At 68.8% G+C, this 24,842-nt stretch carries 24 protein-coding genes; 5 read left to right on the top strand and 19 right to left on the bottom strand.

The genetic code is table 11. From position 1 onward, the window contains the following. Positions 1 to 64: 64 nt before the first annotated feature. The 6 genes from carB to gloB form a co-directional block, all read right to left on the bottom strand. Positions 65 to 3,319: a carbamoyl-phosphate synthase large subunit gene (gene carB / locus MMB92_RS11120; RefSeq protein WP_048989187.1), complete on the bottom strand. Its 3,255-nt coding sequence runs from the start codon at positions 3,317 to 3,319 to the stop codon at positions 65 to 67. A 49-nt stretch (positions 3,320 to 3,368) separates the two neighbouring features. Next, complete coding sequence (gene leuE, locus MMB92_RS11115) at positions 3,369 to 4,028, bottom strand: leucine efflux protein LeuE (RefSeq protein ID WP_006490589.1); 660 nt, start codon at positions 4,026 to 4,028, stop codon at positions 3,369 to 3,371. A gap of 36 nt (positions 4,029 to 4,064) precedes the next feature. Then, the gene (carA, locus tag MMB92_RS11110) at positions 4,065 to 5,210 is read right to left on the bottom strand and encodes a glutamine-hydrolyzing carbamoyl-phosphate synthase small subunit (RefSeq protein WP_006490550.1); all 1,146 of its coding nucleotides are present in this window, start codon (positions 5,208 to 5,210) and stop codon (positions 4,065 to 4,067) included. 365 nt (positions 5,211 to 5,575) lie between these two features. After that, positions 5,576 to 6,808, bottom strand: coding sequence for an MFS transporter (locus MMB92_RS11105; protein ID WP_277562696.1), 1,233 nt, complete (start codon positions 6,806 to 6,808; stop codon positions 5,576 to 5,578). A 155-nt stretch (positions 6,809 to 6,963) separates the two neighbouring features. Further along, positions 6,964 to 8,550, bottom strand: a complete 1,587-nt coding sequence (locus tag MMB92_RS11100) for a transglycosylase SLT domain-containing protein (protein ID WP_277562695.1) — start codon at positions 8,548 to 8,550, stop codon at positions 6,964 to 6,966. Positions 8,551 to 8,701: 151 nt separating this feature from the next. Further along, entirely contained in the window at positions 8,702 to 9,523 is an 822-nt protein-coding gene (gene gloB / locus MMB92_RS11095) for a hydroxyacylglutathione hydrolase (RefSeq protein ID WP_264835433.1), read from the bottom strand. Positions 9,524 to 9,541: 18 nt separating this feature from the next. Here gloB and MMB92_RS11090 point away from each other — a divergent pair, with 18 nt between their 5' ends. From MMB92_RS11090 to dnaQ, 3 genes are read left to right on the top strand one after another with little or no spacing between them, the layout of a single operon-like run. Continuing rightward, positions 9,542 to 10,354, top strand: coding sequence for a class I SAM-dependent methyltransferase (locus MMB92_RS11090; RefSeq protein WP_006490597.1), 813 nt, complete (start codon positions 9,542 to 9,544; stop codon positions 10,352 to 10,354). After that, positions 10,351 to 10,794: a ribonuclease HI gene (rnhA, locus tag MMB92_RS11085; protein ID WP_058901315.1), complete on the top strand. Its 444-nt coding sequence runs from the start codon at positions 10,351 to 10,353 to the stop codon at positions 10,792 to 10,794. Before MMB92_RS11090 ends, rnhA begins: the two co-directional genes overlap by 4 nt. 40 nt (positions 10,795 to 10,834) lie before the next feature. Next, complete coding sequence (dnaQ, locus tag MMB92_RS11080; protein ID WP_006490614.1) at positions 10,835 to 11,569, top strand: DNA polymerase III subunit epsilon; 735 nt, start codon at positions 10,835 to 10,837, stop codon at positions 11,567 to 11,569. 27 nt (positions 11,570 to 11,596) lie between these two features. Here the strand turns inward: dnaQ and MMB92_RS11075 are convergent, their stop codons facing one another. Then, the gene (locus MMB92_RS11075; RefSeq protein WP_034200763.1) at positions 11,597 to 11,929 is read right to left on the bottom strand and encodes a YnfA family protein; all 333 of its coding nucleotides are present in this window, start codon (positions 11,927 to 11,929) and stop codon (positions 11,597 to 11,599) included. 540 nt (positions 11,930 to 12,469) lie between these two features. Here MMB92_RS11075 and proP point away from each other — a divergent pair. Beyond that, on the top strand, positions 12,470 to 13,960 hold the full coding sequence (gene proP / locus MMB92_RS11070) for a glycine betaine/L-proline transporter ProP (RefSeq protein ID WP_264835435.1): 1,491 nt from the start codon (positions 12,470 to 12,472) through the stop codon (positions 13,958 to 13,960). A 110-nt stretch (positions 13,961 to 14,070) separates the two neighbouring features. On the opposite strand, the gene MMB92_RS11065 is transcribed toward proP, so the two are convergent. Both MMB92_RS11065 and MMB92_RS11060 read right to left on the bottom strand, forming a co-directional pair. Beyond that, complete coding sequence (locus MMB92_RS11065) at positions 14,071 to 14,277, bottom strand: hypothetical protein (RefSeq protein ID WP_006491323.1); 207 nt, start codon at positions 14,275 to 14,277, stop codon at positions 14,071 to 14,073. 172 nt (positions 14,278 to 14,449) lie between these two features. Continuing rightward, positions 14,450 to 15,079: a glutathione S-transferase gene (locus tag MMB92_RS11060; RefSeq protein WP_006491322.1), complete on the bottom strand. Its 630-nt coding sequence runs from the start codon at positions 15,077 to 15,079 to the stop codon at positions 14,450 to 14,452. 172 nt (positions 15,080 to 15,251) lie between these two features. Between MMB92_RS11060 and MMB92_RS11055 the strand changes: the two genes are divergently transcribed. Then, positions 15,252 to 16,469 carry an esterase gene (locus MMB92_RS11055; RefSeq protein WP_048989191.1) on the top strand — a complete coding sequence of 406 codons (1,218 nt, stop codon included), beginning with the start codon at positions 15,252 to 15,254 and terminating at the stop codon, positions 16,467 to 16,469. Between the two features lie 7 nt (positions 16,470 to 16,476). Here the strand turns inward: MMB92_RS11055 and MMB92_RS11050 are convergent, their stop codons facing one another. The 10 genes from MMB92_RS11050 to madM form a co-directional block, all read right to left on the bottom strand. Continuing rightward, the gene (locus MMB92_RS11050) at positions 16,477 to 17,124 is read right to left on the bottom strand and encodes a phosphoribosyltransferase family protein (protein WP_264835436.1); all 648 of its coding nucleotides are present in this window, start codon (positions 17,122 to 17,124) and stop codon (positions 16,477 to 16,479) included. Positions 17,125 to 17,249: 125 nt separating this feature from the next. After that, positions 17,250 to 17,771: a phospholipase D-like domain-containing protein gene (locus MMB92_RS11045; protein WP_034200766.1), complete on the bottom strand. Its 522-nt coding sequence runs from the start codon at positions 17,769 to 17,771 to the stop codon at positions 17,250 to 17,252. Positions 17,772 to 17,887: 116 nt separating this feature from the next. Then, a complete protein-coding gene (locus MMB92_RS11040) occupies positions 17,888 to 18,820 on the bottom strand; it encodes an acyltransferase domain-containing protein (RefSeq protein ID WP_062910848.1) in 933 nt (310 codons plus the stop codon). Beyond that, positions 18,817 to 19,683: a triphosphoribosyl-dephospho-CoA synthase MdcB gene (gene mdcB / locus MMB92_RS11035; protein ID WP_069352685.1), complete on the bottom strand. Its 867-nt coding sequence runs from the start codon at positions 19,681 to 19,683 to the stop codon at positions 18,817 to 18,819. Before mdcB ends, MMB92_RS11040 begins: the two co-directional genes overlap by 4 nt. Continuing rightward, positions 19,680 to 20,348 (bottom strand): malonate decarboxylase holo-[acyl-carrier-protein] synthase, encoded by a 669-nt coding sequence (gene mdcG, locus MMB92_RS11030; RefSeq protein ID WP_062910849.1) that lies wholly within the window; start codon positions 20,346 to 20,348, stop codon positions 19,680 to 19,682. Before mdcG ends, mdcB begins: the two co-directional genes overlap by 4 nt. Beyond that, positions 20,335 to 21,042, bottom strand: coding sequence for a biotin-independent malonate decarboxylase subunit gamma (gene mdcE / locus MMB92_RS11025; RefSeq protein ID WP_006485321.1), 708 nt, complete (start codon positions 21,040 to 21,042; stop codon positions 20,335 to 20,337). Before mdcE ends, mdcG begins: the two co-directional genes overlap by 14 nt. Further along, complete coding sequence (locus tag MMB92_RS11020) at positions 21,029 to 21,961, bottom strand: biotin-independent malonate decarboxylase subunit beta (RefSeq protein WP_062910850.1); 933 nt, start codon at positions 21,959 to 21,961, stop codon at positions 21,029 to 21,031. The genes mdcE and MMB92_RS11020 overlap by 14 nt, the downstream gene beginning before the upstream one ends. Then, positions 21,958 to 22,275, bottom strand: coding sequence for a malonate decarboxylase acyl carrier protein (gene mdcC / locus MMB92_RS11015; RefSeq protein WP_034200771.1), 318 nt, complete (start codon positions 22,273 to 22,275; stop codon positions 21,958 to 21,960). The genes MMB92_RS11020 and mdcC overlap by 4 nt, the downstream gene beginning before the upstream one ends. A 10-nt stretch (positions 22,276 to 22,285) precedes the next feature. Then, positions 22,286 to 23,932, bottom strand: coding sequence for a malonate decarboxylase subunit alpha (gene mdcA / locus MMB92_RS11010; protein ID WP_062911442.1), 1,647 nt, complete (start codon positions 23,930 to 23,932; stop codon positions 22,286 to 22,288). Between the two features lie 133 nt (positions 23,933 to 24,065). Then, complete coding sequence (gene madM / locus MMB92_RS11005; protein ID WP_059721247.1) at positions 24,066 to 24,833, bottom strand: malonate transporter subunit MadM; 768 nt, start codon at positions 24,831 to 24,833, stop codon at positions 24,066 to 24,068. Positions 24,834 to 24,842: the final 9 nt, after the last annotated feature.

Raw genomic sequence — 24,842 nt, 5'->3', positions numbered from 1 at the left:
CTTCCGATGCACTGGAAACACCGCCTAATCGCGGCACGTGTTGCTTCGACAGGTAACTGACCGCTTAGTTTAGGCGAGCGTGAAGACCTTGTAAATCATAGACTTCCAGATCCTTCAGGTAGCGCAGGCCTTCGACCGCCGCGCGCGCGCCCGACATCGTCGTGTAGTACGTGACCTTGTGCGCCTGCGCGCTCATGCGGATCGAGCGCGAATCGGCGATCGCCTGGCGCGTCTCGTCGACCGTCGTGAACACGAGTGCGATCTCGCCGTTCTTGATCATGTCGACGATGTGCGGACGGCCGTCCTTCACCTTGTTCACGACCTTCACCGGCACGCCGGCCGCTTCGATCGCGGCTGCCGTCCCCTTGGTCGCGACGATCGGGTAGCCGAGGTCGTGCAGCATGCGCGCGACTTCGACGGCCTTCGGCTTGTCCGCGTCCATCACGGTCAGCAGCACCGTGCCCGACTCCGGCAGGCGCGAACCGGCCGCGAGCTGCGACTTGAACAGCGCTTCGCCGAACGTCTGGCCGACGCCCATCACCTCGCCGGTCGAGCGCATTTCGGGCCCGAGGACCGGATCGACGGTCGGGAACTTGACGAACGGGAACACAGCTTCCTTCACGCTGAAGTACGGCGGCTCGACTTCCTTCGTCACGCCCTGCTGCGCGAGCTTCTGGCCGACCATCGCGCGCGCCGCGATCTTCGCGAGCGGCAGGCTGGTCGCCTTCGACACGTACGGCACCGTGCGCGACGCGCGCGGGTTCACTTCCAGCACGTAGATGATGTCCTGCTTCGAGCCGTCCGCCTGCGGCACCTGCTGGATCGCGAACTGCACGTTCATCAGGCCGACCACGTTCAGCGCCTTCGCCATCGCGCCCGTCTGGCGCTTCAGCTCGGCCACGGTTTCCTTCGACAGCGAGTACGGCGGCAGCGAGCATGCCGAGTCGCCCGAGTGAACGCCCGCCTGCTCGATGTGCTCCATCACGCCGCCGATGAACACCGCTTCGCCGTCGCAGATGCAGTCGACGTCGCACTCGATCGCATCGTTCAGGAAGCGGTCGAGCAGCACCGGCGAATCGTTCGACACCTTCACGGCCTCGCGCATGTAGCGCTCGAGGTCGCGCGGCTCGTGGACGATTTCCATCGCGCGGCCGCCGAGCACGTACGACGGGCGCACGACCAGCGGATAGCCGATTTCGTCGGCCAGCGCGAGCGCTTCGTCTTCGGCGCGGGCGGTACGGTTCGGCGGCTGGCGCAGGCCGAGGTCCTGCAGCAGCTTCTGGAAGCGTTCGCGGTCTTCGGCCGCGTCGATCATGTCCGGCGACGTGCCGACGATCGGCACGCCGTGCGCCTCGAGGTCGAGCGCGAGCTTCAGCGGCGTCTGGCCGCCGTACTGGACGATCACGCCGACCGGCTTTTCCTTGTCGACGATCTCGAGCACGTCCTCGAGCGTCAGCGGCTCGAAGTACAGGCGGTCGGACGTGTCGTAGTCGGTCGACACCGTTTCCGGGTTGCAGTTGACCATGATCGTTTCGTAGCCGTCCTCGCGCATCGCGAGCGCCGCGTGCACGCAGCAGTAGTCGAACTCGATGCCCTGGCCGATCCGGTTCGGGCCGCCGCCCAGCACCATGATCTTCTTGTTCGTGGTCGGCTGCGCCTCGCACTCTTCCTCGTAGGTCGAGTACATGTAGGCGGTTTTCGTCGCGAACTCGGCCGCGCACGTGTCGACACGCTTGTAGACCGGGCGCACGTTCAGTTCGACGCGACGGCGGCGGACGTCTTCCGGCGTCGCGCCGAGCAGCTTCGCGAGGCGGCGGTCGGAGAAGCCGCTCTGCTTCAGGTAGCGCAGCTCGTCGAACGTCAGCGACGCGAGCGTGCGGCCCGACAGCGCCTTTTCCTTCAGGATGATCTGCTCGATCTGCTCGAGGAACCACGGGTCGATCGCGGTTTCCGCGAAGATTTCCTCGGCCGTCATGCCGATGCGGAACGCATCGCCGACGTACCAGATGCGGTCCGGGCCCGGCTCGTGGATCTCGATCGCGATCTCGTCGCGGTTGGTCGACTTCTCGTCGAGGCCGTCGACCCCGACCTCGAGGCCGCGCAGCGCCTTCTGGAACGATTCCTGGAACGTGCGGCCGATCGCCATCACTTCGCCGACCGACTTCATCTGCGTGGTCAGGCGCGAATCGGCTTCGCGGAACTTCTCGAACGCGAAACGCGGGATCTTCGTGACGACGTAGTCGATCGTCGGTTCGAACGACGCCGGCGTCTGGCCGCCGGTGATTTCGTTCTTCAGCTCGTCGAGCGTGTAGCCGACCGCCAGCTTCGCGGCGACCTTCGCGATCGGGAAGCCGGTGGCCTTCGACGCGAGCGCCGACGAACGCGACACGCGCGGGTTCATCTCGATGACGACCATGCGGCCGTCCTTCGGGTTGATCGAGAACTGCACGTTCGAGCCGCCCGTGTCGACGCCGATCTCGCGCAGCACCGCGAGCGATGCGTTACGCAGGATCTGGTATTCCTTGTCGGTGAGCGTCTGCGCCGGCGCGACCGTGATCGAGTCGCCGGTGTGCACGCCCATCGGGTCGAGGTTTTCGATCGAGCAGACGATGATGCAGTTGTCGGCGCGGTCGCGCACGACTTCCATCTCGTATTCCTTCCAGCCGAGCAGCGACTCTTCGATCAGCAGCTCGCGCGTGGGCGACAGGTCGAGACCGCGCTTGCAGATCTCCTCGAACTCTTCGCGGTTGTACGCGATGCCGCCGCCCGAGCCGCCGAGCGTGAACGACGGACGGATCACGACCGGGTAGCCGCTGCCGCCGGTGGCCGCCATGATCTCGGCGTGCACCTTGGTCGCTTCTTCCATCGAGTGCGCGATGCCCGACTTCGCGGAGCCGAGACCGATCTTGGTCATCGCGTCCTTGAACTTCTGGCGGTCTTCAGCCTTGTCGATCGCTTCCGGAGACGCGCCGATCAGTTCGACGCCGAACTTCTCGAGCACGCCGTGGTGGTGCAGGTCGAGCGCGCAGTTCAGCGCGGTCTGGCCGCCCATCGTCGGCAGGATCGCGTCCGGGCGCTCCTTCTCGATGATGCGTGCGACGACTTCCCACGTGATCGGCTCGATGTAGGTCACGTCGGCCGTGTTCGGGTCGGTCATGATCGTCGCCGGGTTGCTGTTGACGAGAACGACCTTGTAGCCCTCCTCACGCAACGCCTTGCAAGCCTGCGCGCCCGAATAGTCGAACTCGCACGCCTGGCCGATGATGATCGGGCCGGCGCCGATGATGAGGATGCTCTTGATGTCTGTGCGTTTTGGCATGGCTTGTGAATTCAATAAGTAATCGTTGTCGTGGGTCGGCCGGCGGCGCTCAGCTCATGGTCGCGAGCGCCAGCTTCACCGAGAAACCGATGAACAGGCCGCCCACGCTGCTCGCCGCGCCTGCCGCGAGCTTGCGGCGGCGGCGGAAATGCTCGGCGAGCCGCGCGCCCGCGAAGATCAGCGTGCTCAGGTACAGGAAGCTCGCGCATTGCGCGATCGCCCCGAGCACGACGAACGACAGCGCGGGATGCGGAAATGCCGGGTCGACGAACTGGATGAAGAACGAGATGAAGAACAGGATCGCCTTCGGATTCAGCAGGCTCACGATCAGCGCCTTGCGGAACGGACGTTCGCCGTCCACCGCCTGCGGCGCATCGACCGGTGCATCGCCGCGCGCGCGCAGCTTGCTCCACGCGCTGCGCAGCATCCCGGTGCCGATGTACAGCAGGTACGCGGCGCCGCCGTACTTGACGACGGAGAACAGCAGCGGGTTCGCCTTCAGCAGCGACGCGACGCCCGCGGCGGACAGCACCATCAGCACCGTATCGCCGACGAACACGCCGCAGGCCGCGCGGTAGCCGGCCTTCACGCCGCGCTGCGCGGCGAGCGACAGCACGTACATCGAGTTCGGCCCCGGCAGCAGGATGATGAAGATCACGCCGAACACGTAGGTCCAGATATCCGTGATGCCGAGTGCGTGGCCGAACATGATGTGAATCTCCCGTCCTTCGGTTGCGTCAGTGACTTAGGCGTTGCGCTGCTTCGCCGCATCCATCAGCGCGGTGAAACGGTCGAACAGGTAGCCGATGTCGTGCGGGCCGGGCGACGCTTCCGGGTGGCCCTGGAAGCAGAACGCCGGCTTGTCGGTCAGCTCGAAACCCTGCAGCGTGCCGTCGAACAGCGACACGTGGGTCACGCGCGCATTGGCCGGCAGCGAATCGGCGTCCACCGCGAAGCCGTGGTTCTGCGACGTGATCACGACCCGGCCGTCGCCGAGGTCCTTCACCGGATGGTTCGCGCCGTGGTGGCCCGTCTTCATCTTGAGCGTCTTCGCGCCGACCGCGAGGCCCATGATCTGGTGGCCGAGGCAGATGCCGAAGGTCGGCACGCCGCGCTCGATGAATGCCTTCGTGGCCGCGATCGCGTAATCGCACGGCTCCGGATCGCCGGGGCCGTTCGACAGGAACACGCCGTCCGGATTCAGCGCGAGCGCATCTTCCGCGCTCGCCTGCGCCGGCAGCACCGTCACATGGCAGCCGCGCTCGGCCAGCATGCGCAGGATGTTGTACTTGACGCCGAAGTCGTACGCGACGACGCGGTACTTCGGCGCTTCCTGCATGCCGTAGCCGCCTTCGAGACGCCATTCCGTCTGCTTCCACTCGAACGGCTTGGTAGTCGACACGACCTTCGCGAGATCCATGCCGGCGAGGCCCGGGAACGAGCGCGCCAGCTCGATCGCCTTCGCTTCGTCGTCGGAGCCCGTCAGGATGCAGCCGTTCTGCGCGCCCTTGTCGCGCAGGATGCGGGTCAGCTTGCGGGTATCGATGCCGGCGATCGCGACGACGCCTTCGTCGCGCAGGTAGTCGCCGAGCGTGCGGTCCATGCGGAAGTTCGATGCGAGCGTCGGCAGATCGCGGATGATCAGGCCGGCGGCATGGACTTTCGTGGCTTCGACGTCCTCGGCGTTGACGCCGACGTTGCCGATATGCGGATAGGTGAGCGTGACGATCTGGCGCGAGTAGCTCGGATCAGTCAGGATTTCCTGATAGCCGGTGATCGCGGTATTGAACACGACTTCGCCGATCGTATGGCCTTCGGCCCCGATCGAATAACCACGAAAGACCGTGCCGTCGGCGAGTGCAAGCAAGGCGGGAGAAAAAGACGGCAACACGGGAGGCTCCTTGGGGAACACCCTGCTGCCGACCTGTTTACCCTGCCGCGCGAGCGCCGCGCTGCGTGGGCGCGCGTGGTCGCTAGCTGGACGCGGCCTGCGTTGTCGAGACGCGAACCCGGCGCGTGGCGCACGAGGCTTCGCGGCATCGCCCGGCAGGCGGCGTGCGGCGGATGAACGGGATGAATGAGGTAGGCGCTAGGGTGCGAGGTTGATCAGCACAAACTTTCAAATTATAGCCTGAAAATGGGCCTATCTTCAATCGATATGGCCGTCCGATCGTGCGCGCGCCGCGCCCTGCCGCCCGGCGCGACGTGCTGCGGCCCTGTTTTCGCGGCCGCCCTGCCCGTCAGCGTACCGCCGGATCAGTGCGCTTGGCCAGCGCCGCGCGCGGGCCACACATACCAGACCGCGCTCGCGAGCTGCAGCGCGAGCAGCACGCCCCAGGCGGTGAAGTGCGCGGCGGCCGGATAACGGCCGTCGACCGCCGGCCAGTGCGACAGCACGGCGCCGACGCCGATCTGGAACGCGAAGATCAGCAGGAAGATCACGAGCGTGAGCGTCGTGTTCGCGCGGCCGATCAGATGAGCGGGAAAGTGGCCGGCCATCACCGCGTAGGTCAGGATACCCACGCCGCCGAACACTCCGTAGGCGGCCCACAGCATGGCGGGCGGCAACGGCACGCGCGCGACGATCGCGAATTGCGTCGCGACGAACAGCGCCATGCCGATGCCGCAAGTCGCGTAGACCGACACGCCGCGCCGCTCGAGCACGCGCGCCGCCGCGCCGAAGCCGACGCAGCCGGCCATCATCGCGAAGCCGAGCACCGACACGAGACGCGCGGCATGCTGCGCATCGAACCCGCCGACATCGCGAAGATACGGACCGACCCATAGCGACTGCATCGCATAGAACACGCCTTGCGTGACGACGGAGAACGACGCGATCTTCCAGAACGCGCGGCTGCCCAGGATGTGCCACGTGCCCTTGAACTGGCTGACGAGCCCGCCCTGATGGCGTGCCTGCTGCGCGTCGGGCGCGCCGAAGCCGATCGATGCCGCGACGACCACCGTCAGCACCGCGAGGCCGAAACAGATCGCGCGCCAGCTCGCCCAGCCGAGCAGCCAGGTCAGCGGCGAACCGACCATCACGCCGCCGAGGCCGCCCACAGCCATCACGAGGCCGTTGACGAGCGGCAGCCGGCCGACGGGGAAATGTTGCGCGAGCGCCTTGAACGCCGCGCCGAGACACACCGATACGCCAACGCCGATCAGCAGCCGGCCGACCATCATCGTGCCGATGCCGTGCGCCGCGCCGAACACGGCCGCGCCGAACACGGCCGCGCCGGCCGCCGCAAACAGCAGCATGCCGGCCGTCACGCGGCGCGGGCCGAAGTGGTCGAGCATCACGCCGGCCGGAATCTGCGCCCCCGCGAAACCGAGGAAATAGAGGCTGGTGAGGAGACCGAGATCGGCGGCCGACAGGCCGAGCTCGTGCGTGACGAACGGCGCGAAGCCCAGATTGACGCCGCGGAACACATACGATACGAAATACCCGACCGAAAACAGCGCGAGCACCCTCACCTGCACCGACGACATCGCTCCCCCTTGCCCCATGAAGATGAAGACGCGCGACGTAGCGCCGCCCGCCGCGCACAAACGAAAACGCCGTCACCTCGGTGACGGCGTTTCGTCGAATTCGTCGGATGATAGCGCAATCGTGCCGGCCTGACCGGCCGCCACGCTAGCCGCGCTTACTTCTTCTTGCCCTTGTGCGCGGCGGTCTTGGCCGGCGCGGCTTTCGCGGGAGCGGCCTTCGCCGACTTCGCCGCCGGCCGGGCCGACGACTTGGCGGCGCCGCGCTTGCCGCCGTGCGACTTGCCGCCGACCGCCAGGCTCGCGCGCTCGATGTGCGCACCGCCCGTCGACGTCGCGATCCGCTCCGGACCGGGTTCCGCCGGCACCGAACGGCCGACCGGCACGTGCAGCACGAGCGCCTGCCCCGGCATCACGACATCGCGGTGCGTCCGGTTCCACGCCTTCAACTGGCCGACCGACACGCCGTAGCGGCCGGCGAGCGCAGCCATCGACTGCTTGCGACGCACGCGGATCAGCATCTTGCGCGTATCGGGGACGTCGGGCTCCATCGCGAGTGCGCCGTTTTCGGCGACGTCGGCGCTGATGTCCTCGTCGTCGTCATCGCCGCGCGGCACGACGATCGTCGAGCCCGGCTTCAGGCGCATGCCGGCCGGAATCTTGTTGACCGACATCAGCGTATCGGCGTCGACGCCGATCTTCTCGGCGATCGCAGCCGGACGCGCACGCTCGCTGACCGTATAGGTGGTCCACGACGACAACTGGCCGCTATAGGCTTTCAGGTTCTTCTCGAACGCGGACGCGTTGTCGAACGGCAGCAGGATCTGCGGCTCGGTCGCGCCGAGGATCACGGGCTTCGAGAACGACGGGTTCAGCGAGCGGAACTCGTCGAGCGGCAGGTTCGCGAGCTTCGCGGCCACCGCCACGTCGATGTCGCGCGACGTCGTGACCGTCACGAAATACGGGTGGTTCGGGATATCCGGCAGCGTCAGGCCGTACTGCTGCGGGCTCGCGATGATGTTCTTCACCGCCTGCAGCTTCGGCACGTAGTTGCGCGTCTCGTTCGGCATCCGCAGGCTCTGGTAGTCGGTCGGCAGGCCGGCCGCCTGGTTGCGCGCGATCGCACGCTGCACGTTGCCCTCGCCCCAGTTGTACGCGGCCAGCGCCAGATACCAGTCGCCGAACATGTCGTGCAGACGGGACAGGTAGTCGAGCGCGGCGCTCGTCGACGCGAGCACGTCGCGGCGCTCGTCCTGCCACATGTTGCGCTTCAGGTTGTACGTGCGGCCGGTGCCGGGCATGAACTGCCACATGCCGGCCGCCTTCGCGACCGACAGCGCCTGCGGGTTGTATGCGGACTCGATGAACGGCAGCAGCGCGAGCTCGGTCGGCATGTGACGCGCCTCGAGTTCCTCGACGATGTGATACAGGTACTTCTGCGAGCGCTCGGTCATGCGCTGCACGTAATCGGGACGCTGCGTATACCAGGTCGTCTGCATGTCGACGAGATCGCTCTGCAGATCGGGCATCTGGAAGCCGCGGCGGATGCGCGCCCAGAGATCGGAGTCTGCACTGGTCAGGTCGCCGACGGATTGCTTGTCGACGTCGACAGTTTCTTTGGCGGTGGCTGATTTACGGAGGTAGTTGGACGTCGCCTGCGAATCGGCGGCGTTGTTGTCGACAGGAGGCTGGCTCGCACAAGCGGCGAGTAGCAGCACCACCATCGCACTCAATATAAGTCGCATGAAAATCTCGGCTTCCGACGGCTGGAAATTGCAGGCGATACTACGGAAGTGCGTGCTTCACGTCAATAAAAACACCGAAAACTCAGCGAAATCCTACATTTGGAGCAATTTTTACAGACACCGCTTGAGCTTTGGAGTCCTCCGGAAAACGTCATCGGAACCGGTTTTTCCATTCGCGCATCAGCGTGAATGCCGTCAGACGATCCGTCACCGTTTCGTGCAGCTCGGCCTCGAGCGTCGCGTGGATCGCCGCGCTGTCGGCCCGCATGAACGGGTTAACGGCACGTTCGTGGGCGATCGTAGTGGGCAGCGTCGGCACGCCACGCGCACGCAGCGCCTGCGCGTCGTCGCGCCACGCGGCGAGCGCCGCATTGCCCGGCTCGCACGCGAGTGCGAAGCGGATGTTCGACAGCGTGTATTCGTGTGCGCAATGCACGCGGGTATCATCCGGCAGCGCCGCGAGCGCGTCGAGCGACGCGAGCATCTGCGCGGGCGTGCCTTCGAACAGGCGGCCGCAGCCACACGAGAACAGCGTGTCGCCGCAGAACACGTGCGGCACGGCGTTGCCCCGCCCGCCCGCGCCTTGGCCGGCCGCCTGAAAATACGCAATGTGGCCGCGCGTATGGCCCGGCACGTCGAGCACGTCGAATGCGACGGCCGGCGCGTCGAGCGTCACGCGATCGCCGCCCGACAGCGGCCGCGTGACCACGTCGATCGCTTCGGCGGCGGGGCCGTAAACGGTGAGCGGCGCATCGGCCGGTTGGCTATGCAGCAGCGCATCGACACCGCCGACGTGGTCGGCGTGGTGGTGCGTGAGTAAAATAGCGGTCAACCGCCAGCCTCGTTCGGCAAGAACCCGGCGTACGGGCGCGGCTTCACCCGGGTCGACGGCGATCGCATCGCGGCCGTCCGAGACGAGCCAGATATAGTTGTCTTCGAATGCCGGAACCGGCACGTATTCCAGCTCGTTCATAGGCGCGCAATCATCGTTATGTCTGACCGTCAAATTATAGACTGGCCCGCCTGGACCGACTCGCCGCCCGGCCGCTACGTGCTGGGCTGGGAGCAGGCGCAGCTCGACCGGATCGTATCCGACGTCTTCGGCTTCCACGCGCTGCAGCTCGGCCTGCCGCAGCTCGACGCGCTGCGCGAGAACCGCATGCCGTATCGCGGCCTCGTGCTCGACCCGGCGAGCGGCGCGAGCGCGCCGTACCAGTATCCGTGGGCGCGCGAAGCACACACGGCGGTCCACGCGCCCGCCGATCGCAGCACGACCTGGTGCGACCTGCTCGACCTGCCGTTCGAGTCGCAGAGCGTCGACCTGATCGTGATGCCGCACACGCTCGAATTCACGTCCGACCCGCACCGTCTGCTGCGCGAGGCCGAGCGCGTGCTGATGCCGGAAGGCCAGCTCGTGATTACCGGCTTCAATTCGCTGAGCCTGTGGGGCATGCGGCAGTCGTTCGGGCGCATGGCGAACCGCCCGTTCGTGCCGGCCACGCGCGACCAGATCGCGTTCATCCGGCTCAAGGACTGGATCAAGCTGCTCGGCTTCGACCTCGAACGCGGCCGCTTCGGCTGCTACCGGCCGCCGCTCGCCACCGACAAGTGGCTGGCCCGCTACGGCTTCATGGAGGCCGCCGGCGACCGCTGGTGGCCGATCTTCGGCGCCGTCTACATGGTGACGGCCGTCAAGCGCGTGCGCGGCATGCGCCTCGTCGGCCCGATCAAGATGAAGAAGCCCGTGCTCGCACCGGGCCTGACGCCGGCGGCCTCCCCGACCACCCACCAAGAACGTTCATGACAACCGACACCATCGACATCTATACCGACGGCGCCTGCAAGGGCAACCCCGGCCCCGGCGGCTGGGGCGCCCTGCTGCGCTACGGCAGTCAGGAAAAGGAACTGTTCGGCGGCGAGCCGAACACGACCAACAACCGCATGGAGCTGATGGGCGTGATCGCCGCGCTCGAAGCGCTGAAGCGGCCGTGCCGGGTGATCGTGCATACCGACTCGCAATACGTGCAGAAGGGCATCAGCGAGTGGATCCACGGGTGGAAGAAGAAAGGCTGGGTCACCGCGGCGAAGACGCCCGTGAAGAATGCCGACCTGTGGAAGCGGCTCGACGCGCTCGTCGCGCAGCACGAGATCGAGTGGCGCTGGGTCAGGGGTCACGCGGGCCATCCCGAAAACGAGCGCGCGGACGCGCTCGCGAATCGCGGCGTCGAATCGCTGGTCGCCTGAACCGCGGCCGCCCTCTCCTGTTTTTGTTGCTTTTCCCGATATGCGCCAGATCATTCTCGATACCGAAACCACCGGCCTGAACGCCCGCACGGGCGACCGCCTCATCGAAATCGGCTGCGTCGAGCTGCTGAACCGGCGGCTCACCGGCAACAACCTGCACTTCTACGTGAACCCCGAGCGCGACAGCGATCCGGGCGCACTGGCGGTGCACGGCCTCACGACCGAATTCTTGAGCGACAAGCCGAAATTCGCGGAAGTCGCCCACCAGATCCTCGACTTCGTGAAGGACGCCGAGCTGATCATCCACAACGCGCCGTTCGACCTGGGCTTCCTCGACGCCGAATTCGCGCGGCTCGGCCTGCCGCCGTTCACCGAGCATTGCGGCGGCGTGATCGACACGCTGGTGCAGGCCAAGCAGATGTTCCCCGGCAAGCGCAACTCGCTCGACGCGCTGTGCGACCGCTTCGGCATCAGCAACGCGCACCGCACGCTGCACGGCGCGCTGCTCGACTCGGAGCTGCTCGCCGAGGTGTATCTCGCGATGACGCGCGGCCAGGACAGCCTCGTGATCGACATGCTCGACGACGCGAGCGCCGACGGCGGCGCCGCGAACGGCAAGCGCGTGTCGCTCGCCGCGCTCGACCTGCCTGTAGTGGTCGCAAGCGACGACGAGTTGGCCGCGCACCAGGCTCAGCTCGACGAGCTCGACAAGTCGGTCAAGGGCACCTGCGTGTGGCGCCAGCCCGCCGACACGGATACCGCCGAAGCGGCCTGACGCACGCGGCCCGCGCCGCGGCCGCGCTTACGCGCGCGGCTGCAGCGCGATGACGGCCATCCCGCCGAGCGCGAGCACCGCGCCGGCCACGTCCCAGCGGGTCAGCGCGACGCCGTCGACCACCCGCAGCCAGACCAGCGCCACCGCGATGTACACGCCGCCGTACGCGGCATACGTGCGCCCCGCCGCACTGGGGTGCAGCGTCAGCAGCCACGCGAACAGCGCGAGCGACAGCGCGGCCGGCACCAGCAGCCAGGCCGGACGCCCGGCCTTCAGCACGAGCCACGGCAGATAACAGCCGACGATTTCGGCCAGCGCGGTAGCGGCGAACAGCGCCGCGATCCTGATCAGTTCGGTCATCCGGTTCCTCGCGAATTCAGCCCCGTCGCGACGGGCGGCACGGCCGCGCCGCGCGCCGCCGATCATACCCGAGCGGAGCGCGCCGGAGGCCCCGCCAGACGGGCGACTCCCGGCAATTTGCACGATCATCCGTCATCGTGCTATCATGTCGCCTGTTTCAACATTCAATCTCTGTCTTTTCGATTTTGAGAGAAGTCCGTCCGCACGCTGCGGGCCGGTGCCTCGATCGAAATTGCATCCACAGGAAAGCCCGCCCGACAGGCCCGCTTTTCTCGTTTCGCTGCCCCTCCGGGGCGTTGCCGGCACGCCGGACACCTCGTCCGCACCGGCATCCGCCGCCTGCATCACGCGGCCCATTCTTCATGAGCGCACTGTCGCGACGGCCCACCGGGCCCGCGTCGAAGCAGCCCCTTGCAGCCCGTTACTGCCCCCTGTGCAGTAAGTGCTTAATGGTCTGCCCCGACGCGCAGCACACGACGCCGCGCTCGCCGGCAAACCGTGTCGGACGGCCCGCCCGTTCCGGCGCTGTCAAAGGAGTGCATGACCTTGACCGCAACACACGTCAGCCCGACCGCTGTCTCTTCCCCCGCTTCGTCGTCCGGCGAGGCCCCGCTCGCCGCGGACGACATCACCGTCGTCGACCAGAGCCTGCTCAAGCGCGCCGTCAGCGCGATGGCCATCGGTAACGCGATGGAATGGTTCGACTTCGGCGTCTACAGCTATATCGCCGTCACGCTCGGCAAGGTGTTCTTCCCGTCCAGCAGCCCGTCCGCGCAGCTGCTCGCGACCTTCGGCACGTTCGCGGCCGCGTTCCTCGTGCGCCCGCTCGGCGGCATGGTGTTCGGCCCGCTCGGCGACCGCATCGGCCGCCAGCGCGTGCTCGCCGCGACGATGATCATGATGGCCGTCGGCACCTTCGCGATCGGCCTGATTCCGAGCTATGCGTCGATCGGCATCATGGCCCCGGTCCTGTTGCTCGTCGCCCGCCTCGTGCAGGGCTTCTCGACCGGCGGCGAATACGGCGGCGCGGCGACCTTCATCGCCGAGTTCTCGACCGACAAGCGCCGTGGCTTCATGGGCAGCTTCCTGGAGTTCGGCACGCTGATCGGCTATGTGCTGGGCGCGGGCGTCGTCGCGCTGCTCACCGCGTCGCTGTCGCTGGAAGCGCTGCTGTCGTGGGGCTGGCGCGTGCCGTTCCTGATCGCCGGCCCGCTCGGCCTGATCGGTCTCTACATCCGGATGAAGCTCGAGGAAACGCCGGCGTTCAAGCGCCAGGCCGAAGAGCGCGAAGCGCAGGACAAGGCCGTGCCGAAGGCGCGCTTCCGCGAAACGCTGCTGCGCAACTGGCGTGCACTGCTGCTGTGCGTGGGCCTCGTGCTGATCTTCAACGTGACCGACTACATGGTGCTGTCGTACCTGCCGAGCTTCATGTCGTCGACGCTGCACTTCGACGAATCGCACAGCCTCGTGCTGGTGCTGATCGTGATGGTGCTGATGATGCCGATGACGCTGTACGCCGGCCGCCTGTCGGACAAGGTCGGCCGCAAGCCGGTGATGCTCGCCGGCTGCGTGGGCCTGCTGGCGCTGTCGATCCCGTCGCTGATGCTGATCCATGCGGGCACCACCGCGTCGGTGTTCGGCGGTCTGCTGATCCTCGGCGTGCTGCTGTCGTGCTTCACCGGCGTGATGCCGTCGGCGCTGCCCGCGCTGTTCCCGACCGAGATCCGCTACGGCGCGCTCGCGATCGGCTTCAACGTGTCGGTGTCGCTGTTCGGCGGCACGACGCCGCTGGTCACCGCGTGGCTCGTCGACGTGACGCACAACCTGATGATGCCCGCGTACTACATGATGGGTGCCGCGTTGATCGGCATCGTGTCGGTCGTCGCACTCGCCGAAACCGCGCGCCAGCCGCTGAAGGGCTCGCCGCCCGCCGTCGCGACGCGCCGCGAAGCACACCAGCTCGCGCTCCAGTTGCGCGAGGAGGACGACGAACAGGAAATCTACGGCGTCGCGACTCCCGCCCGCGCGTGAGCGTCACCCCATGAAAAAGCCCCGGCCGAAGCCGGGGCTCGATCGAAACCGATCCGCCCGACCGGCTTGCGCCGGCCGGGCTTTTTTTCATCCTTCCGATGCGGATGCCTTCACGCGCGCGCTTCGCAATGGCGGCAGAAGATCAGCGCACGCGAGCGCGACACCGCCGCCTGGGCACCGCGCGTGGCCATGATCAACCCGACCTGGCCGAGATTGAAATCGCGCTCGACCATCAGTTGCGTCAGCGCGGCAAGCGGCAACACGACGGACGGGTGGTACAGGCTCGATTCGATCAGGGCTTTCATCATCGGCTCCATCTGGCAATGCGTGATTTGATGGAGTGGATTCTAGGGATCGGTCGGGTCCGGATAAACAGCGCGAATGCGAAGTCACTTGTCAGCCGTTGAGAACAATCGGCCGCGGCTTGCCGGACAAGGCCGCGCGGCCGCCGACAGCGGCGTGCGACAGCCCGGCGCCCCGCTTCGAAGCCTAGACGAGCGGCGTGTCGACGAAGGCCGGCAGCGCTTCCGCCCGCGCGGAATGCGCGGCGAGCGCCGGATAACGGGCCGGATCGATCCGCGCGAGCACCGGATAGTCGGCCGCCATGAACTGCGTGAAGCGCCACGCCACCGCGACGGTCACGTCCGACTGCAGCAATCGCGCACCGCCGAACCAGCCGCGGGTGGCCGCGACCAGTGGTTCCAGCGCGCCGTATGCCCCTTCGAGCTGGCTCAGCACGCGATCGACCCACGGTTCGTGCTGCTTGTCCGACGGGCGCAGCGCCTGCTCGTAGACGACCTGCACGGTTTTCTCGGCCGCGGCCAGCGCGAACCCGATCGGCACCAGCGCGCGCAGCCGGGCCTCGACGGCGTCGGGCAGCAGGCGCCGCTCCGGCGCGGCCAGGTGGTCGAGATAGTCGACGATCAGCGACGAATCGAGCAGCGTCGCGCCGCCGTCGGTCACGAGCGTCGGCGCCTTGACGGCCGGGTTGAGCGTCCTGAACCGCTCGAGATGACGGAACACCGAGATCGACTCGTGTTCGAACGGCAGGTCGAGCAGCTTCGCCGAAATGGCGACGCGGCGCACGAACGGGGAATCCAGCATGCCGATCAGCTTCATCGCGAACGCTCCGCTTCGAGGGAATGGGACTGACGACTGTAGCAGCGGCGCGCGGCAATGCCTAGCGTGCCCGTGCGCTTGATGTGCATCAGCCGGCCGCGCACCGGGCTCCCGCTGCCCGGCCACTGTGACCATAATGGAGATTCACGCTTCTTCCGCCCCAGGGTCCGCCATGTGGTATGCCGTCGTCGAGCAGCAGCGGGAATGGATGCGCGCATGGCGCGCGGCGACGCGCTACGCGTTCGACGCATGGCCCGCGGCGTCGCTGCCGCACGCCGCGTCATCGTGCTACGACGACCTGTTCGAACCGCTGCTCGGGCCGCAGGCCGCGCCGCCGGGCTTCGACCTCGCGTGGCCTGCCGTCAGCGAGCAGATCGTCGCGCACACCCCGTTTTGCGACCTGCGGCGCTTCGCGCACGCCGATGCGCACCGCACGGTGCTGCTGTGCGCGCCGCTCGTCGGGCACGCGGCCGTGATGATGCGCGAAACCGCCGAAACGCTGCTCGCCGATGGCGACGTCTGCGTGACCGACTGGCGCAATGCGCGCGACGTGCCGCTCGCGGCAGGCCGTTTCGGGCTCGACGAATACGTCGCGATGCTCGACGGCTTCGTCAGCACCCTCCAGCACGACGATCGGCCGCTACACGTCGTCGCCGTATGCCAGGCGACCGTACCGGCACTCGGCGCACTCGCTCTGCGCGCCGCGCGCGGCCTTGCGCCGCCCGCGAGTATCACGCTGATCGGCGGTCCGATCGATGCCCGCCTGAACCCGAGCGCGCTCGGCGCCGCGGCCGCCGCCCATTCGCTCGACTGGTGCCGGCGCCACCTGATCGACATCGTGCCGCCCGGCTTCGCGGGGCACGGCCGCCACGTGTTTCCGACCTATCTGCAACAGGGCGAGATCGCGCTCCTGTATCCGCAACGCTTCCTGACGCTGATCGAGACCTACGCGCTGGCGGCTTCCCGCTTCGACATGACCGGGCTTGCCGACGCGCGGCGTGCGCTGCGCGAATACACGGCGCTGCTCGACATGCCGGCCGACTATTTTCTCGACACGGTCGACGTCGTGTTCCAGCGCATGTTGCTCGCGACCGGTGCGTGGCGCGTGCACGGCCGGCGCGTCGACCCGGCGGCGCTGCGCGACGTCGCGCTGCTGACCGTCGAAGGCGCCCGCGACGCGGTTACCGGCGCCGGCCAGACGCATGCGGCGCTCGAGCTGTGCAGCGGCCTGTCGACCGACGAGCGCCATCGCGTCGACATCGACGATTGCGATCACTACGGGTTGTTTACGGGGCCGCGCTGGCACGGCAACGTCCATCCGGCGCTGCAGCGCGTGTTCGCGGCGGCGGAAGCCGGCCGACCGCGCCCGCGCCGGACCACGCGAAACTGATGGCGCGTCAGGGACGGGCCGCGTCGAGCAGCGCGCGCACCTCGTCGTCGCTCGTCTGCTCGAAGCGCGCGTAGAACTGGCTGATCCCGAAGAACCGCAGCGGCTGCGACACCGTGACGAACGCGTCGGCCAGCCCGTCGAACGCATGCGCCGCGCCCGCCGGCGCGACCGGCACCGCCGCGACGATGCGCGCCGGGTGGCGCTCGCGCAGCGCCTGCAGCGCGACGCGCATCGATGCGCCGGTCGCGACGCCGTCGTCGACGACGATCGCGATGCGTCCGTCCACCGCCAGCGGCGGCACCGCGCCGCGGTACAGCGCTTCGCGGCGTTGCAGTTCGGCCGTCTCGCGCGCGATCACGTCGGCGAGTTGCGCATCGGATACGTCCATCGCGCGGATCACCGACCGTTGCAGATGCGTCGCGCCGCCCGTCGCGATCGCGCCCATCGCGAGCTCGGGATCGAACGGCACGCCGAGCTTGCGCACGACCAGCACGTCGAGCGGCGCGCGCAGCGCGCATGCGACCGGATACGCGACGGGCACGCCGCCGCGCGGCAACGCGAGCACGACGACATCGCTTCGCCCCGCGTATTCGCGCAACGCATCGGCCAGTTGGCGGCCGGCATCGGCGCGATCGGCAAAACTGCTTTCGGTCACGATCGGCTCCCTGCCGTTGCACCGGACGAGCGAAAGCCGCGTCGGCGCCTGTCAACGAGGATGGTTCATCGGTCGCGCCGATGCAAGCAGGGTCATACCGGCGCACGGGTCGCCGCAGGAAAGGGTCAGAGGCCGCCGGCCTGCCGGTACAGCCGCCAGAACGACTGCGCGTAGGACTGCGCGAGTTCGGGCGCGCGCCGGAACACGTTCACCGTGTCGGCCTGCGCGGCCGCGCCGTCGGACAGCGTCGTCAGCGCGACGCTGTCGTCGACGATCAAGAAGCGCGACGCGGGGCCGCCATGCCGCGAATCGATCGCGACGTCGATACCGGCGGATTTGAGATAACCGGCGCCGCTGTACTTCCCCGCGCGCGGCGGGCGCACCAGCACGACGCGTACCTCGATCCCCCGCGCGCGGGCCGCGCGCAGCGCGCTCGCGACAGCCGGCGGCACCTGCGCATAGCCGGCCAGCAGCACGCGGCGCTGGGCCTGTTCGATCAGATCGACGGTCGCGTCGGCCGCCGCGTTGTCATACGAAAAGTACGTGCCGACCGATGCAGCGTCGGACGGAATCTGGCTGGCGTGGACGCTCGTCGTGCAGCAAAGCGCGGCGAGAAAGAAGGCGGCTGGTCTCATGGCGGGCGCCATTGTAGCGGCGCCAATTCGCGTGACAAGGGGCGGCTGCGACGCTGCTGCGCCGGCGCAACACACCGGGCAAAACAAGGGCGCGGCGACCGGGTTTCACGCCGGTTTCACCCCGTCGATCAGCCGGCTGCGACGCGCGCGAGCCAACTCGTCACGCCGTCGACCGAACGGAAATCCGCGAGGCTGCGCGCTGGCAACGCGGGATACGCGCCGCCCGCCATCTCGGCCAGCGCGCGCCCCGGGCCGAGTTCGAGAAACGCGGTGGCGCCGGCCTCCACGCACGCGGCGAGGCAGGCTGCCCACTCGACCGGCTCCGCGATCTGCCGCGCGAGCTTGTCGAGGCCCGTATCGACATCAAGCACCGACGCGCCGTCGATTCCCGAGAACAGCCGCGTGCCGGGCAGCGGCCGGCGCACGCGCGTCGCGGCCAGCGTCGCGCGGAATGCCGGCACGGCGGCGGCCAGCCGGCGCGTGTGCGACGCGATCCGCACGCAGACGGGCGCGACGCGCAGCGCGCCGGCGCGCTGCGCGTCGTCGGCCACGGCATCGACATCGGCATGCCGCCCGGCGACCACGAACGCATCGCCGGGGTTCGCGATCGCGATGGCCGCGTCGCGACCGTCGCACAACTGCGCCAGTTGCACGCGCGTCAGGCCGCGCACGAACACCATCCGCTCGTCGCCGCTGCTCGCGGCATCCATCGCGCGCGCCCGCGCATCGGTCAGGTCGAGCGCGTCGTGCGGCCCGATCATCCCCGCGACGCTCCACGAGCCGACCTCGCCGACGCTGTAGCCGGCGACACAGCGTCGGCGCGGCCACACCGCGTCGAGCAGCGCGGCCGCCGCGAGTGCCTGGACCGTGCAGAGGATCTGCGCGGCACGGTTGTCCCGCAGCGCATCGGGCCCGGCCTGCCGGACCCACATGCGCGGATCGTCGCCGAGCAGCCGGCCCGCATGCGCGAACAGTGCATCGGCCTGCGGCGCCGACCCGGTGAGGTCGAACATGTCGGCGCGCTGCGCGCCTTGGCCCGAGCACAGGATGGCCAGCGTCATCGCGCGTCCCGTTCGGCTTCGAGCGCATCGACGAACACGCTCATCGCGAGCAGGTCGGCCGCCCCGCCCGGGCTCAGCCGGCGCGCCACGAACGCACGATGCGCGGCCGTCGCGCGCAGCCGCCAGTTGCGCGCCCGCACGCCGCCGCACGCGACGAACGCACGGGCAGTCGCGCGGGCGAAATCGAGGCCGTCCTGCCCGCCCCGGTGCAGCAGATTCGTGTCGTCGAGCGCGGCGATCAGCGCGAAACACGCAGCGACCCGCGCGGCTTCCGGATCGTCCGGCAGGTCGCGCCGGGCGCGGCGCAGCGCCGGCAATCCGACCGCGTACACGGTCGGAAAGCCGTCGGCCGCCTCACGACGCGCACCGCCGACACCGTAGCGCCGGCTCGCGCGCTCGCCGTGGCTGTCCGGCAAACGCGGGCCGCCGAGGATCTCGACGCCCCACCGGCGCGACACGAACGCGCCAAGCGTCGTCCCGGCCGGCACCGCGCCCGGCATCGCGCGCCGGCCGGCGGCCGCGCACAGCAGCCCGAGCCCGAAGATCGCGCCGCGATGCGTATTGACGCCGCCGGTCGCGGCGAGCATCGCGTGCTCGGCGCGCAGGCCGATCTTGCGCAGTACGGCCATGTCGGCGTCGCGCGCGCCCGCGTCGGCGAGTTCCGCGAAGTACGGCTGCAGCACGGCGGCGCTGCGCGCGAACGTCGCGGCATCCATGTCCGTGTGACTGCCGGTGTCGACGTGGCTGACGAGGCCCGGCTTCGGATAGGTGTCGATCTCGAGCACGAGGCTGCGCTCGGCCAGCGCCGCGATGCGTTCGGCATCGGACGGCGCCGCTACGCGGCAGGCAGCCCGTGCGGTCATCGCGGGCCTCCGGTGAAGGCGTCGGCGCGCATCAATTCGACCGCAATCGCGGTCTTCACCGCGACTTCGGGCAACCGCGCGTGCAGTTCGCGCCAGTTGACGCCCGCGCCGTCGGCGCGCAGCAGTTCGCCGTCGATGCGCATCGGTGCACGCGCGTCGATCGCCGCGAGGCCGTCGAGCAACGGGGCGAGCGATGCGGAATCCGGCAGCGGAAACACGATGTCGAGATCGGACGAGGCGCCGAGGTAAGGCTCGCCCGTCAGCGCCTGCCAGGCGAGGCTACCGAACACGCGACCCTGCACGCCGCAGCGTGCACCGAGCGCCGCGAGCTCGTGCAGCGGCGCATGCCATGCCGCGGGCGCGGCGGCGAGTACGTCCGTCAAGGTCGGCAGCGGGCCGATCGTCGCGAGCGCGTCGGCGGCCGCGTTCAGCACGATGCGCCGCTTGCCCGCCGACGGCGGCAACGGCAGGCCGAGCGGCACGCGGCCGGCATCGGCTTCATCCGGCGACGCGCGACGCACGATCAGCGGCCAGCCGCGTTCGGCCCATGCACGCACGAGCGGATCACCCGCGAGCGCGGGGTCGCGGGCGAATGCCGCGCCCCACCCGGCCGCCGTCAGCGTGACGAGCGTGTGGCGGCGCAGCGGCAGCTCAGCGTGCGGCACGCGCGAGTGCCTCGACGCGGGCGGCGACGTCGGTCGCGACCGGCCGGCCGCGCGCCGCGCGCCGGTCGATGCGCTCGGCCGGCTTGCCGAGCCATTCGCCGACCTGCGCGTCGAGCGCGCGGGACGGATCGAGCACGGCGTCGACGGCGCCCATCTTCACGAGGTTGTCGAGCCCCGGCGCGAATACCGGTGTCGAACGCGCCATCTCCTTCAGCACGTCGATCGGCAGCTTGGTCACGCGCGACATCGACGGCAGGTCCATCACCTCCGGCTCGGCGCCCGGCACCGCGAGCAGCGTGCGCGTCGCGAGCGCGGTCGCGATGAACGCGCCGGCGGCCGTGTGGCCGTACAGCACGCCGATCGTCCGGTGCCCGGCGAGATCCGCATGCATCAGGCACTTCGCGAGATGCGACAGCCCTTCGTTCAGGCCGAGCAGTTCGTCACGCTTGCTCATCCGCTGGCTGTCGCTGTCGACCAGCACGAGGATCGGCGTGTCGCCGCCACGCGCGATCGTGTCGAGCACGCACGACGCGAGCGTCAGCGCCTCGTCGATGCCGAACGGCAGGCGGTCGGCCACGCCGATCACGTCGACGCGCGTGCCGGCCAATGCCGCGTGGCCCGTCAGCAAGCCGCCATTGCGCGCAATCGAATGGCCGGCGGGAAACAGCGAGTTCAGTACTTCATCGAGCGTCATGCTGGGGCTCCTGCAGTTGATCGGCCAGCTTCGCGAATTCATCGTCGGACATTCCGGGAATCGCTTCGGGCCGACCGGCCCCGAGCGCACGCCACACGTCGAGCGCATCGTTGCAGCCGCCGAACCGTTCGACCCGCGCTTCGAGACGCGCCTGTTCCGCGCGCAGCATCGCCGCATCGAACGTCGGCGCGCGGCCGATCAGATCGAGCGCGGCCGCGCGAAACGCGTCCGGCGTATCGGCCACGTAGCGATCGGCGCCGCCGATCAAGCGCCGATGCTTGCCACCCATCGTGCGCCAGATCAGCGCGCGATCCTTCGAGTCGAATTCCTCGACGCCGCGATTGGTCTCGATCACTTCGGGACCCGACACGCTGATGCGCCCCTGCTCCGACACCGCGAGCGCCGAACAGCACGCGGCGAGCAATCCGCCGCCGCCGTAGCAGCCCGCGCGCCCGCCGATCAGCCCGATCACCGGCACGCCGGCGGCCCGCGCGTCGACGAGCGCGCGCATGATCTCGGCGATCGCGAGCTCGCCCGCATTCGCTTCCTGCAGCCGCACGCCGCCCGTATCGAACAGGATCAGCACCGGCTTGCCGACTTCGCGCGCGGCGCGCAGCAACCCGGTGAGTTTCGCGCCGTGCACTTCGCCGAACGCGCCGCCCATGAAACGGCCCTCCTGCGCGGCGACGAACACGGGCCGGCCGTCGAGCCGGCCGTGCCCGACCACCATCCCGTCGTCGAACTGCTGCGGCAGCGCGAACAGCGGCAGGTGCGGGCTCGTCACGCGCTCGGCCGGCCCGAGGAATTCCGTGAAACTGCCTGCGTCGAGCAGCCCGTCGATGCGCTGTCGCGCGGACGCTTCGTACCAGCTCGCCGCGTTCGCGACGAACGCCGGTGCGTCGTGGATCACGTCGCTCATCGTGCGTCCCCCTCGATCGCGCGCACGGCCTGCGCGAGCCGCAGCGACACCATGTCGGGCCGCGCGCCGCCGTCGTTGATCGACAGCTTCAGGCCGCCCGGCGTACGCCGTTCGACGAAATCCGATACGACCGCCTGCCAGACCGCGCCGAAACCGACGGCCGCGGTGCGGATGTCGATCTCGCATTCGTTGCCCGGCAGCACGCGCTCGACGAGCACCTCGAGATTGCCGGACGCGACCACGCCGACGAGCGCCGCGGCCTGCTCGCCCTTCGCGCGTTCGCGCGCGGTGAAGCGATAGTTCAACTGTTCCATGCCCTCTTCCTCACCAGTTGCGGAACCGGGCCGGCGGCGCATAGAGCCCGCCCGACCAGTGCACCAGATCCTTGATCGACCGCGCGGCGAGCCAGCGGCGGTCGGCGTCGAGCGGATCGATGCCGAGATCCTCCGGGCGGCGGATCACGCCGCGCTCGCGCAGCCGCTCGACCATCTTCCGGTCGCGGCCGCGGCCGACGTCGGTATAGCCGGCGACGCCGCGGATCGCGTGCTCGCGTTCGTCCTTGTCGCGGCACATCAGCAGGTTCGCGATCCCTTCCTCGGTGACGATGTGCGTGACGTCGTCGCCATAGACCATGATCGGCGCGAGGTCGAGCTGCAGCTTGTCCGCGAGCTTCAGCGCGTCGAGCTTCTCGACGAACATCGGCACGTTCTTGTCGCCGAACGTCTCGCCGATCTGCACGACCAGCTTGCGGCCGCGCCGCAGCGCCGCCGGCGTGTCGGGGTCGGCTTCCGCGCCGGCCTTCAGCCACGGCTCGCTCGGATGGCGCCGGCCGCGCGCGTCGCTGCCCATGTTCGGCGCGCCGCCGAAGCCGGCGATCCGCTCGGCCGTGACCGTCGACGAGTGGCCGGACAGGTCGATCTGCAGCGTCGAGCCGATGAACATGTCGCACGCATAGAGGCCGGCCGTCTGGCAGAACGCGCGGTTCGAGCGCAGCGACCCGTCGGGGCCCGTGAACCACACGTCGGAGCGCGCGCGGATGTAGTCGTCCATCCCGACCTCGGAACCGAAGCAGTGGATCTGCTCGACCCAGCCCGATTCGATCGCGGGAATCAGCGTCGGATGCGGGTTGAGCGCCCAGTGCGTGCAGACCTTGCCCTTCAGCCCGAGCTTTTCGCCGTAGGTCGGCAGCAGCAGCTCGATCGCGGCCGTGTTGAAGCCGATCCCGTGGTTCAGGCGCCTGATCCCGTACGGCTCGTAGATGCCCTTGATCGCGAGCATCGCGGTGAGGATCTGCGTTTCGGTGATCGCGGCCGGATCGCGCGTGAACAGCGGCTCGACGTAGAACGGCCGGCCGGCCTCGACGACGAAATGCACGCGATCGCCCGGGATGTCGACGCGCGGCACCTTGTCGACGATGCGGTCGACCTGCGCGATCACGATGCCGTCCTTGAAGGCGGTGGCCTCGACGACGGTCGGCGTGTCCTCGGTGTTCGGGCCCGTGTACAGGTTGCCGTCGGCGTCGGCGCTCACGGCCGCGATCAGCGCGACTTGCGGCGTGAGGTCGATGAAGTAGCGGGCGAACAGTTCGAGATAGGTATGCACCGCGCCGAGCGCGATCTTGCCGCCGAACAGCAGCTTCGCGATGCGTTGCGACTGCGGGCCCGAATACGCGAAGTCGAGCCGCTTCGCGATGCCGCGCTCGAACACGTCGAGATGCTCGGGCAGCACGACGCCCGACTGCACCATGTGCAGGTCGTGGATCTTCGCGCTGTCGACGTCGGCGAGCGCCGTCGCGAGCAGGTCGGCCTGCTTCTGGTTGTCGCCTTCGAGGCACACGCGGTCGCCGGGCCGCAGCACCGCTTCGAGCAGCGCGACGGTGTCGCGCGCATCGACCCGCTTGCCTTGCGCGTAAGCCGCGCCGGCCGCGAGGCGTGCATCGCGCGCCTGCCGCGCGTGATTCCATCCCGTCATGAACAGTTCTCCGCTTCGAGGGTTCAGCGGCATTCTAAGCCTGGCGCCGCTGTCGATTGATGAAGTTGCAGAATGCGACTCAGAGGACGCCGCGATGGATGGGCGGCCCGCACGCGGACCGCGTCGCATCGCCCTACCCGCCGACCAGCGCGCGCGTCGTGAAGAACAGCAGCGACGGCCCGAGCAGGCAGCCGATGCCGGTATGGAACGTGGCGACCAGCGCGCCGTACGGGACGAGCCGGCGATCCGTCGCGGCAAGGCCCGCGCTCACGCCGCTGACGGTGCCGGCCAGCCCGCCGAAGATCATCGCGGAGCGCGGCGTCTTCAGGCCCATGAAGTTGGCCGCGACCGGCGTGCCGACCATCACGATGATCGCCTTCACGAGCCCGGTCGCGATGCTGAGCGCGATCACGTCGGAACTCGCGCCGATCGCCGCGCCGGTGACGGGCCCGACGATGTAGGTGACGGCGCCCGCGCCGATCGTCGTCATGCTGACCGCGTCGGTGTAGCCGAATGCGCGCGCGATGCAGGCGCCGACGATGAACGGCAGCACGGTGCCGAGCAGCAGCGACACGACGCCGACGAGCCCGGCCTTGCGCGCCTCGGTCGGCTGCACTTCGAACGCGGTCGCGACGATCGCGAAATCGCGCAGCATCGCGCCGCCCATCAGGCCGATGCCGGCGAACAGCTTGACGTCGGCCAGCCCCTTCTCGCCGCCGGTGAATCCGCCGCCGACGTAGGCGAGCACGAGACCGATGACGATCGCGATCGCCGAGCCGTGCACGCGGCCGAACGTGAGCTTGCGCGACGCGATCGACGACAGCCACATGATCAGGCCGACCAGCGCGAACGACGCGACGAGCCCGTTGTGGGCGACGGTTTTTTCGAGCATCTGCAGCATGGCGGCCTC

It is taken from the genome of Burkholderia sp. IO2 (assembly GCF_029522185.1).
GTDB lineage: Bacteria > Pseudomonadota > Gammaproteobacteria > Burkholderiales > Burkholderiaceae > Burkholderia > Burkholderia cenocepacia.
Note: the sequence above shows the minus strand (reverse complement) of the source record. Positions and strands in the feature narration are given on the sequence as shown.